Raw genomic sequence first — 10,207 nt, 5'->3', positions numbered from 1 at the left:
GGGTGCGGCTGGAATGGCCCCCGAGGGCGTCAAAATCCTCGCGCGATGCTCAAGCATCGCTCTGCGGTATTTTCCTACTCGGATGGCCATTCCAGCACGCATCATATGGGTTCTAATCGGTGATCCTTGGTATCAACCCATCAGGTGGTACAATGGCCCGGTCTTGTCAACTGTCAGCCGACCCGGTCGCGGTCGGCATAGGCCATAAGGGGCGCCAGCAGGAAGACGATGACATGGAGAAGCGACAGACCGGTGAAGATCGGCGAGAAGCCCGTATGCTCGGCGAGGAAGCCGATCAGCGACGGGGCGACGAGAATGCCGGAATAGCCGAGCGTGGTCGTCACCGAGAGACCGATGCCCGGCGCCATGCCCGGCAGATTGCCGGCGGCAGAAAAGGCGATCGGCACCATGTTGGAAATGCCGAGCCCGGCAATGGCAAAACCGAGAATGATCAGCGGCGTGGATGGCGCGAGGCCTGCAAGCAGGAGGCCCGTGACGGAGAGCACCGCGCAGATCCGCATCGTCTTCACCCCGCCGAGGCGGTCGCGCACAAGGTCGCCTGCAAAGCGCATCGTCGTCATCGAAAGCTGGAAGGCGGCAAAGCCGAAACCGGCAAGGGCGATATCGACACCGCGTTCATTGCGCAGGTAGAGCGCGCTCCAGTCCATGATCGCCCCTTCCGGGATCATGGAGAACAGCGCGACCACGCCGATCAGCCAGGGCAGCGGCGTCATCGGCAGGCGGATCTTCTGGCTCTTCTGCTCGCCCGTCGGCGTGTCCTCAACGAGGCGTGGAAAGCCGACGGCGAGGAAAAGCCCGGCAAGAAGTGTGGCGAACACGGCATGGCCGAGCGGGCCGATCGTTTCGATCAGATAGCCGCCCATGCCGGCGCCGAGAAGCCCGCCCAGGCTCCAGAAGGCGTGGCAGGAGGACATGATCGCCCGGTGCTCGACCTTTTCGACGGCGACCGTATTGGCATTCATCGATACGTCCATCGACGCCATAAGCCCGCCGAACAGGAAAAGCACACAAGCCGCCAGCCAGATCGCGTTGGAGAGCGTGAGCAGGATCAGCATCGGCAGGAACATCAGCGCCGCCGCCTTGCCGACCTTCGTCGAGCCGTAGCGAGCGTTGAAGATGCCGGTGAGCGGCATCGCCAGGATCGAGCCGACGCCGAAGACGAGGATCATCAACCCGAGTTCGCCCTCCGAAAGGCCAAGCTTTTCGGCAAAGACCGGGATTTTCGGCGCCCAGGAACCCATATAAAAGCCGTTCATGAGAAAAAGCAGCGAGACCCCGAGGCGATGGGGCGACATATAGCGGCGCGGGCGTCTGATTTCGTCTAGCGGAGTCTCGGTCATCGGTCTTCTCGTCATGCGGTAATTTCGATCAGGTTGCCGTCCGGGTCGGCCAGAACGGCCTCGTAAAAGCCGTCGCCCGTCAGGCGCGGCGGGCTCGACAGAAAGCCGGCCTCCTCCGCCTCTTTCGCCAGACGATCGACGGCGGCGACGCTGCCGAGACTGATGGCGATATGGGCAAAGCCGGGTCTTTCGACAGTCGGGTCATCCGCCACGCCCAGCCAGGGCGCCTGCATGATCTCGATTGTCGGTCCGTCCGTCAGTCTCATGAAGCGCGAGACAAAGCCAGGCCTCCGGCGGCTTTCATAGCGTTCGCCAGGTTCTGCGGCGAAAACGCGCTGATAAAATCCGGCCATCCGTTCGAGATCGCCGGTCCAGACCGCGACATGGGCAATCCGCGCATCGCTCATCGGCAATCCTCCCCGCAGATCAGGTCCAGACCCGTTTCCGCAAGCGCCGCGCGGGCCGCGGGATCGAGCGAAGCGGTGACCACGAGCGCATCGAGGGCGTCGAGCGCGATCACGCTGCAGGGCGCGCGGGTTGAAAACTTCCCCGCCGTCATCGCCGTTACCACCCGGCGCGCGCAGGCCGCAGCCTCCCGCTTGAACAGCGCGTCCTCGTAATGAAAGCAGGTGAGCCCCGCCTCGACGTCGACGCCGCAGGCGCCGAGCAGGCAGAGATCGAAATGAAACGCCTGGAGATCCTCGATCGCGCGCGCGCCGACCGCGCCGCCGACCTCGCGGTGGATGCGGCCGCCGACCATGATCACGTCAAGCGTCCGGTGCCCGTCGAGGGCGGCCGCGATCGCCGGCGCATTGGTGACGATGACGCCGCGAAGATTTTCCGGCAGAGCGCGGGCGGCGGCGATGTTCGTGCTGGAGGCATCAAGGAAAACGCTCATGCCGTCATGGATTTCACCGGCAAGCAGGCGGCCAAGCGCTTTCTTTTCGGCGTCATCCTTGTTGTCGCGCGCCTTCAGCGGCCCGGCGGCCGGCGCCAAGGGCAAAGCTCCGCCATAGACGCGCTCGCAGAGCCCGCGTGCGGCCATCTCCCTCAGATCCCGGCGGATCGTGTCCTCGGACACGGCGAATTCCACCGCGAGATCAGCCGCCAGAACCCGGTTGCCGGCCTTCAGCCGTTGGAGAATGATGTCCTGTCTTTCGCGGATCAGATGCATGGCCTCGCCTAAATCGTGCAGAAACGTGCATATTCCGGTTTGAACGCGCATGCAAGGGAAAACAGCGCCAAGAAGCTCGATTCCGCTTGCCGTCGTCTGCACGGAAACCGGATAGGCGGTAGTGATGGCTGAAGCAAACCGTGCGCGCAAGCAATGCAGGGGCTTGCAAGACGAAAAGGAGGGATGGCCCGCGAGAAGGAAGGGCATCCGGTCGGCATCGACTGCCCGGACCGGCCCCGTCAACGCCGATGCCTACCCCGCCGGGCCCGGACAGTCGGTTTTGACGATCTCGAAGCTCCTGCCGGCGCCGATACTGCTGATCAGGCCGTTCTTGTCTTCCGTCCGGAAGGCGATATCGGCGCCGTCCGCATCGGCAAAGAGCGTCATGATCTTTTGCGACCGATCGGAATCGACGGCCAGAAGACTGCCGAAGGCAGGAATCTTTTCCGCAACGAAATCATATTCGGCAACCGTGTCGCCCGATCGCAGGGCAAGCTTGGCTGATGTCTCAAAGAACATGAAACGCCTGGGTTGGAAGAAGATGATGACATCGCCCTCTTGCGAGCAGACCGCGCCGAGCGAGGCCTTGTCGAAATCATCGCCTTCCTCGCTGGCAATGGCCAGCGGCACGATCGTCCTGTCGAAAATATCCTGATGAAACTGCACGCTCCATCCGGGTTTCAGATCGTCCGCGAGGGTGCCTGTCGCCGCGAGAAACAGCCCTGCGGCAATGCCGATCCGGTGCATCCGATTCTCCTCCCCGACACCAAGGCGCGGAAAGCCGTCTGACGGCTTTCCGCTTCACGATCACGCCGCCTTTGTCTTGTTCTGGCGGTTCTCGATGAGGTCGTCGACGACGCCGGGGTCGGCGAGCGTCGAGGTGTCCCCCAGCGCGCCAAAATCATCCTCGGCGATCTTGCGCAGGATGCGGCGCATGATCTTGCCGGAACGCGTCTTCGGCAGACCGGGCGCGAACTGGATCTTGTCCGGCGTCGCGATCGGGCCGATCTCGGCCCGGACCCACTTGATCAGCTCCTGGCGCAGGGCCTCATCAGGCTCATGTTCGCTCATCAGCGTCACATAGCAATAAATGCCCTGCCCCTTGACCGGATGCGGATAGCCGACGACCGCGGCCTCGGACACGAAATGATGCGAGACCAGCGCGCTCTCGATTTCCGCCGTGCCGAGACGGTGGCCGGAAACGTTGAGCACGTCATCGACGCGGCCGGTGATCCAGTAATAGCCGTCCTCGTCGCGCCGGCAGCCGTCGCCGGTGAAATACTTCCCCTTGTAGGTGGAGAAATAGGTCTGGACGAAACGGTGATGATCGCCATAGACCGAGCGCGCCTGCCCCGGCCAGCTGTCGGTGAGGCAGAGATTGCCGTCGGCCGCGCCTTCCAGCACCTTGCCCTCGTTGTCCACCAGCTGCGGCTTGACCCCGAAGAAGGGCTTGGTGGCCGAACCGGGCTTCAGGTCGGTCACGCCCGGCAGCGGCGTGATCATCATGCCCCCGGTTTCCGTCTGCCACCAGGTATCGACGATCGGGCAGCGTTCCTCGCCGACGACGCGGTAATACCATTCCCAGGCTTCCGGGTTGATCGGCTCGCCGACCGAGCCGAGCAGGCGCAGGCTCTCACGCGAGGACTTCTTCACCAGATCGTCGCCAGCCCCCATCAGCGCGCGGATCGCCGTCGGAGCGGTGTAGAGGATATTGACCTGGTGCTTGTCGACCACCTCCCAGAAGCGGCCGGAATCCGGGAAGGTCGGGACCCCTTCGAACATCACCGTCGTCGCGCAATTGGCGAGCGGCCCGTAGACGATATAGGAGTGTCCGGTGACCCAGCCGACATCGGCCGCGCACCAGAAGATCTCGCCCTCCTTGTAGTCGAAGACATATTCATGCGTCATCGAGGCCCAGACGAGATAGCCGCCGGTGGTGTGCAGCACGCCCTTCGGCTTGCCCGTCGAACCGGACGTATAGAGGATGAACAGCGGATCTTCCGCCCGCATCTTCACCGGCGGGCAATCGCCCTTCACCGTCTTGATTTCCTCATGGTACCAGAGGTCGCGACCGCGCGCCCAGCCGACATGACCGCCGGTGCGGCGCACGCAGAGCACATGGTTGACCATGACATATTGCTTTGCCGCGATATCGATGGCGAGGTCGACATTTTCCTTCAGCTGGATCGGCTTGCCGCCGCGCACGCCCTGGTCGCAGGTGATCACGAAGGTCGATTCACAATCGACGATGCGCCCGGCCAGCGCCTCCGGCGAGAAGCCGGCGAAGACCACCGAATGGATGGCGCCGATGCGCGCGCAGGCGAGCATCGCATAGGCTGCTTCCGGCACCATCGGCATGTAGATCGTCACCCGGTCGCCCTTCTTGACGCCGTGCTTCTTCATCACGTTCGCCATGCGGCAGACCTGATCGTAAAGCTGGTTATAGGTGATCTTCTTGTCGATATAGGGGTTGTCGCCTTCCCAGATGATGGCGGTCTGTTCCCCGTGCGTCTTCAGGTGCCGGTCGATGCAGTTATAGGAGACATTGGTCTGCCCGTCCTCGAACCACTTGATCGAGACCCGGCCGGTGAACGACGTGTTCTTGACCTTGGTATAGGGCTTGAACCAGTCGATCCGCCGGCCATGACGGTCCCAGAAGATCTCCGTCTCCTCAACGCTTTCCTGATACCATTTCTCGTATTTGTTCGCATCGATCAGAGCGCGCGTCTTTGCCGGCTTCAAAACCGGATATGTCTTGCCTGACATACTTTCCTCCTCGAAAATTCCTCCGTTGCCCCATTCATACAGGCTCGTGCGATGTCTTCAATAAGACATTCGTCAATTGTTTCGACATGATTGCATTCGAAGCGCGAAGGGATTATATGGGCCCCAACTATTCCCGGAAATTGTGGCAAAAACCCACGGACCGCGACACCGGCGCGGACGACAGAAGGACTTTATCCAATGGCACAAAAGCTGCTTATGCCCAAGGCGACAGCCGTATGGCTCGTGGACAACACGGCCTTGTCGTTCGATCAGATTGCCGAGTTGTGCAAGCTCCACCCGCTGGAAGTCAAGGCCATTGCAGACGGCGAGAGCGCGCAGGGCATCAAGGGCCTCGACCCGATCTCGACCGGCCAGCTTTCGCGCGACGAGATCGCGCGCGCGGAGAACAATCCGAACCATAAGCTGAAACTCTCCGAGCCGAAGGTGCGGGTGCCGGAATCCAAACGCAAGGGGCCGCGCTACACGCCCGTTTCCAAGCGTCAGGATCGCCCCAATGCCATTTTGTGGCTGGTGCGCAACCACCCGGAACTGAAGGACGCGCAGATTTCGCGCCTCGTCGGCACCACCAAGTCGACGATCGAGCAGATCCGCGACCGCACCCACTGGAACTCGGCCAATCTGACGCCGATGGATCCGGTGACGCTCGGCCTCTGCAGCCAGATCGATCTTGATCTCGAAGTCGAAAAATCGGCCAAGGACCGCCCTCTCCCGTCGGCCGAGGAACTCGACAATGCCCGCCTGGCTTCCGCAAGCGAGATGGAAAGCCTCGGCGACAGCGTCAACGCATCGCAGGAAGACAAGGGCATGTCTGCCGACGAGGTGTTCTCGCGCTTTGCCTCGCTGAACAATGAAGGCAATGAAGACGAGGATGACGACAACCGCTGACCAGCCAGAGACGCCCGGCATCGATCCCGCTGTGCTCCCCGCAGGCCTTGCGAGGAGGCTTGCGGGCTATGACTGGGAAGGCGTCGATATCGGCTGCTCCTCTGCGGATGTCTTCCTGTTGCGCGCCGCCGGCCGGCCCAATGTTGTTCTCAAAAGCGAGATCGCGGGAGCGTTTTCCGAGCTCCCGGCAGAAGTCGAGCGGCTTTCATGGCTGCGTCGTGAGGGGTTGGCATCGCCTACCCCTATCGTCTTTGAGACCGGCGGCGGCCGGCATTTCCTGCTGATGAGTGCGCTTTTCGGCAGCGATCTCGCGCGCGCCGACGATATTCCCGTCCTGGCCAGAGTGGAGTTCGCCGCCTCGGCGCTGCGCACCCTCCATGCGCAACCGGTGGCCGGCTGCCCCTTCGATCATCGTCTGGAGAACCGGTTGCGGCTTGCCGAAGCCCGCATGCGCGCCGGCCTCGTGGACGAAGACGATTTCGACGACGACAACCGGGACGCGGGCGCGCAAGAGCTGTTTGCCTGGCTCACCGCGAACAGGCCCCAGGAAACCGATATCGTCGTGACCCATGGCGATGCCTCGATGCCGAATTTCATGGCAACCGCCGAAGGGTTTTCCGGTTACATCGATTGCGGTCGTCTCGGTGTCGCAGATCGCTATCAGGATATCGCAATTGCCGTCAGCAGCATCCAGAGCAATTTCGGCGCGGAAGCTGTTGCCGGATTTCTGAAATCCTACGGGCTTTCTGCACCGGATGCGGCACGCATGCGGTATTACCGAACGCTGGACGAATTCTTCTAGATCGTCGGATTGCCAAAAACCGGATACCGCTTTTTCGCCCGATGCACTAGGCGGCCGCCGTCCGCCGCTTCGCCTTTTCATCGAACCGCGCGCGCGAATCGACAATCTCGTCGCTATTGTCGCGCGCCCATTGATAGATCGCGCAATAAAGCTGCTTCAGCGACGCGCCGAGCGGCGTCAGCGCATATTCCACTCCGACAGGCGCCGTATCCAGCACCTTGCGCTCGACGAGACCGTTGCGTTCGAGCCGCCGCAACGTATCGGTCAGCGCTTTCTGGGTAATGCCCTCGAGGTCGCGTCGGATCGCATTGAAGCGAAGCGGCCCATAAGCAAGCGCTGAAAGCGTCATGATCGACCACTTCCCCGATATCTGGTCCAATATTTCGCGGCCGATGCAGTTGGCGCTGAATTGCGGACATGATCTGACAGTTTGATCCATAGGGTTACCTCCAGGATACCTAGATTACCACACTTGCCTTATTGACACTAGGTCTAACTTTTATACCTATACGGCCAATCGTAACCGAAAGAGGAAGTTTCCATGGCCGCGCTGAACACCGACACGCTGTTCCGTCCCTTTAGTTTCAAGTCACTCCAGTTGAAGAACCGCATCGTCATGGCGCCGATGACGCGCGGCTTTTCGCCGGACGGCGTGCCCGGCCAGAATGTCGCCGATTACTACCGCCGCCGCGCCGAGGGCGATGTCGGGCTGATCCTCTCCGAAGGCACCGTCATCGACCGTCCCAACTCCAAGAACCTGCCCGGCATTCCGGATTTCCACGGCGAGAAAGCGCTCGCAGGCTGGAAAAACGTGATCGACGCCGTCCATGCGGCCGGCGGCAGGATGGGGCCGCAGATATGGCATGTGGCCAACACCATTGCCAGCGCCGATTATCCGCCGAACCCCGATGAAACCGAAAGCCCTTCCGGTTTCGTCAAGCCGGGTGAAAAGCGCGGTCGCGCCATGAGCGAGGAAGACATTGCCGACACGATCTCGGCCTTTGCGAAGGCGGCCGCCGACGCCGAGCGCCTCGGCTTCGATGTGGTCGAGCTTCACGGCGCCCATGGCTATCTGATCGACCAGTTCTTCTGGCCGGAGTTGAACCTGCGCGAGGACCGCTGGGGCGGCCCCGCGATTGGCGAGCGCGCGCGCTTTGCCGCCGAGGTGATCAAGGCCGTGCGCGAGGCCGTCTCCGACGACATGCCGGTGATCATTCGCCTCAGCCAGTGGAAGCAGCAGGACTACAATGCGAAGATCGCCACCACGCCGGACGAGATGGCCGAATGGCTGGAACCGCTGGTGGATGCCGGCGCCGACATGCTGCACTGCTCGCAACGCCGCTTCTGGGAACCGGAATTCCCCGCGATCGACGGAGAGAGCGGGCTGAATTTCGCCGGCTGGGCCAAGAAGATCACCGGCGTGCCGACGATCTCGGTCGGGTCTGTCGGCCTTGACGGCGCGGATTTCCTCGGCTCCTTCGGCGGCGCTGAAACCTCCGCCTCGGCCTCCGGCCTTGAGAAACTGGTCTCGCGCATGGAAAAGGACGAGTTCGATTTGATCGCCGTCGGCCGCGCGCTGATCAAGGATCCAGAATGGGTGAAAAAGGTCGAAGCGGGTGAGATCGACAAGCTTCGCGCCTTTTCACGTGAAACGCTTGCAGAGCTTGTCTGAGATTTGCAAGGAGGCCGGATGCCAGGCGCGTCCGGCCTTTGTTTTCCGGCGCGGCGGCGCTCATTCAAACGCCGCCAGCCATTTGGCCAGCAGTCTGTCCAGCGCCGCGCGGTCTTCCATCGTCAGCGACGCAATCAGCCTGTGCTGGTTCTCGACATGGGCGCTCACCGCCTCGTCGATCAGGGCGAACCCCTTGTCTGACAGCGCGATGACGAAACCGCGCCCATCCTCCGGATTGCGCTCACGCGAGATTAAGCCCGCCGCCTCCAGCCGGTCGAGCCGGTTGGTCATCGTGCCGGAGGAGACCATCGTCCGCTCCATCAGCGCCGACGGCGAGAGCGCATAGGGCGGGCCGGAACGCCTCAGCGTCGCCAGCACGTCGAAACTCGCGGCATTCAGTCCGTAGCGGGAAAACACCGCTTCCAGACTGCGCGCAAGATGCTGCTGCAGCCGCTTGAGCCTGCCCATCACGCCCATCGGCATGGCGTCGAGGTCCGGACGCTCGGACTGCCACTCGGCAAGAATACTGTCGACATGATCCATGGATCGATCATGCCGAGATTTTATCTTGACGTCAAGCTATAATCATATAGTTTGACGTCAAGATAAATGGAGGCAACCATGCCGAAAACATCCGATGTCCTGCTGACCGCACTGGCCCCTGCCATTTGGGGCAGCACCTATATCGTCACCACCGAGCTTCTGCCGGCGGGCATGCCCCTGACCCTCGGGCTGCTTCGGGCGCTGTCGGCGGGCCTCATCCTGCTTGTCGCGGTCCGGCAATTGCCCTCCCCCGCCATGCTGCCGCGCCTGTTTGCGCTCGGGTTCCTGAACTTCGCGCTGTTCTGGAGCCTGCTGTTCGTCGCCGCCTATCGCCTGCCCGGCGGCGTTGCCGCAACCCTTGGCGCGACCCAGCCGCTGATCGTGCTGTTTCTGTCGCGCGCTGCCCTCGGCACCGCGATCCGGCCGCTCGGCGTGCTGGCCGCGCTCGGCGGGCTCGCAGGCGTTGCCTTTCTCGTGCTGTCGCCGAACGCCGTGCTCGATCCCCTCGGCATTGCCGCGGCCTTCGGCGGCGCGCTGTCAATGGCGGCGGGCACGGTGCTGACCCGCAAATGGCAGTTTCCCGTGCCGCCGCTGACGCTGACCGCCTGGCAACTGACCACCGGCGGTCTGCTGCTCCTGCCGCTGGCTCTCATCCTCGAGCCCGCCTTCCCGGTTCCGACGGCCGAAAACCTGATCGGCCTCGCCTGGCTCGGCCTCATCGGCGCGGCGCTCACCTATTTCTTCTGGTTTCGCGGCATTGCAAGGATCGGCCCATCACGCGCCGCCCTGCTGGGCTTCCTGAGCCCCTTGAGCGCGGTCCTGCTCGGCTGGGTTCTGCTGGGTCAGGCCTTGTCGCCGCTGCAGGTCGCGGGCGCCGTGCTGGTGCTGGCAAGTCTCTGGCTCGGCCGTATGACAGGCGGTCCCGCCCCTTCGCCCGTCGCTACGCCTGCACATGCGAAAGCCCCGGCCGAATGACCGGGGTT

Annotated in this window: 11 protein-coding genes; 4 read left to right on the top strand and 7 right to left on the bottom strand. The window is 62.7% G+C overall.

Going from position 1 to position 10,207, the window contains the following annotated elements:
- Window positions 1-173 precede the first annotated feature (173 nt).
- From AC5DC2_RS02220 to acs, 5 genes are all read right to left on the bottom strand, one after another.
- The gene (locus AC5DC2_RS02220) at window positions 174-1,361 is read right to left on the bottom strand and encodes an MFS transporter (RefSeq protein WP_491697346.1); all 1,188 of its coding nucleotides are present in this window, start codon (window positions 1,359-1,361) and stop codon (window positions 174-176) included.
- Window positions 1,362-1,372: 11 nt separating this feature from the next.
- On the bottom strand, window positions 1,373-1,768 hold the full coding sequence (locus tag AC5DC2_RS02215) for a VOC family protein (protein ID WP_491697345.1): 396 nt from the start codon (window positions 1,766-1,768) through the stop codon (window positions 1,373-1,375).
- Window positions 1,765-2,535, bottom strand: a complete 771-nt coding sequence (locus tag AC5DC2_RS02210; RefSeq protein ID WP_491697344.1) for a DeoR/GlpR family DNA-binding transcription regulator — start codon at window positions 2,533-2,535, stop codon at window positions 1,765-1,767. Before AC5DC2_RS02210 ends, AC5DC2_RS02215 begins: the two co-directional genes overlap by 4 nt.
- Before the next feature lie 252 nt (window positions 2,536-2,787).
- Window positions 2,788-3,282, bottom strand: coding sequence for a hypothetical protein (locus AC5DC2_RS02205; protein WP_491697343.1), 495 nt, complete (start codon window positions 3,280-3,282; stop codon window positions 2,788-2,790).
- A gap of 60 nt (window positions 3,283-3,342) precedes the next feature.
- Window positions 3,343-5,301 (bottom strand): acetate--CoA ligase, encoded by a 1,959-nt coding sequence (gene acs, locus AC5DC2_RS02200; RefSeq protein ID WP_491697342.1) that lies wholly within the window; start codon window positions 5,299-5,301, stop codon window positions 3,343-3,345.
- 198 nt (window positions 5,302-5,499) lie between these two features.
- Here acs and AC5DC2_RS02195 point away from each other — a divergent pair, with 198 nt between their 5' ends.
- Together AC5DC2_RS02195 and AC5DC2_RS02190 are read left to right on the top strand one after the other, a co-directional pair.
- The gene (locus AC5DC2_RS02195; protein ID WP_491697341.1) at window positions 5,500-6,207 is read left to right on the top strand and encodes a DUF1013 domain-containing protein; all 708 of its coding nucleotides are present in this window, start codon (window positions 5,500-5,502) and stop codon (window positions 6,205-6,207) included.
- Window positions 6,191-7,009 (top strand): APH(3') family aminoglycoside O-phosphotransferase, encoded by an 819-nt coding sequence (locus AC5DC2_RS02190; RefSeq protein WP_491697340.1) that lies wholly within the window; start codon window positions 6,191-6,193, stop codon window positions 7,007-7,009. The genes AC5DC2_RS02195 and AC5DC2_RS02190 overlap by 17 nt, the downstream gene beginning before the upstream one ends.
- Window positions 7,010-7,055: 46 nt before the next feature.
- On the opposite strand, the gene AC5DC2_RS02185 is transcribed toward AC5DC2_RS02190, so the two are convergent.
- Window positions 7,056-7,448 carry a winged helix-turn-helix transcriptional regulator gene (locus AC5DC2_RS02185; RefSeq protein ID WP_024706137.1) on the bottom strand — a complete coding sequence of 131 codons (393 nt, stop codon included), beginning with the start codon at window positions 7,446-7,448 and terminating at the stop codon, window positions 7,056-7,058.
- Window positions 7,449-7,550: 102 nt separating this feature from the next.
- On the opposite strand from AC5DC2_RS02185, the gene AC5DC2_RS02180 reads away from it, so the two are divergent.
- Window positions 7,551-8,681, top strand: coding sequence for an NADH:flavin oxidoreductase (locus AC5DC2_RS02180; protein WP_491697339.1), 1,131 nt, complete (start codon window positions 7,551-7,553; stop codon window positions 8,679-8,681).
- Window positions 8,682-8,741: 60 nt separating this feature from the next.
- Here AC5DC2_RS02180 and AC5DC2_RS02175 read toward each other — a convergent pair whose 3' ends face one another.
- Window positions 8,742-9,224, bottom strand: coding sequence for a MarR family winged helix-turn-helix transcriptional regulator (locus AC5DC2_RS02175; protein WP_491697338.1), 483 nt, complete (start codon window positions 9,222-9,224; stop codon window positions 8,742-8,744).
- 66 nt (window positions 9,225-9,290) lie between these two features.
- Here AC5DC2_RS02175 and AC5DC2_RS02170 point away from each other — a divergent pair, with 66 nt between their 5' ends.
- The gene (locus AC5DC2_RS02170; protein ID WP_491697337.1) at window positions 9,291-10,199 is read left to right on the top strand and encodes an EamA family transporter; all 909 of its coding nucleotides are present in this window, start codon (window positions 9,291-9,293) and stop codon (window positions 10,197-10,199) included.
- Window positions 10,200-10,207: the final 8 nt, after the last annotated feature.

It is taken from the genome of Martelella sp. (genome assembly GCF_984369615.1).
The sequence above is the reverse complement of the archived record's forward strand: the minus strand, read 5'-3'. Positions and strand labels throughout refer to the sequence as shown.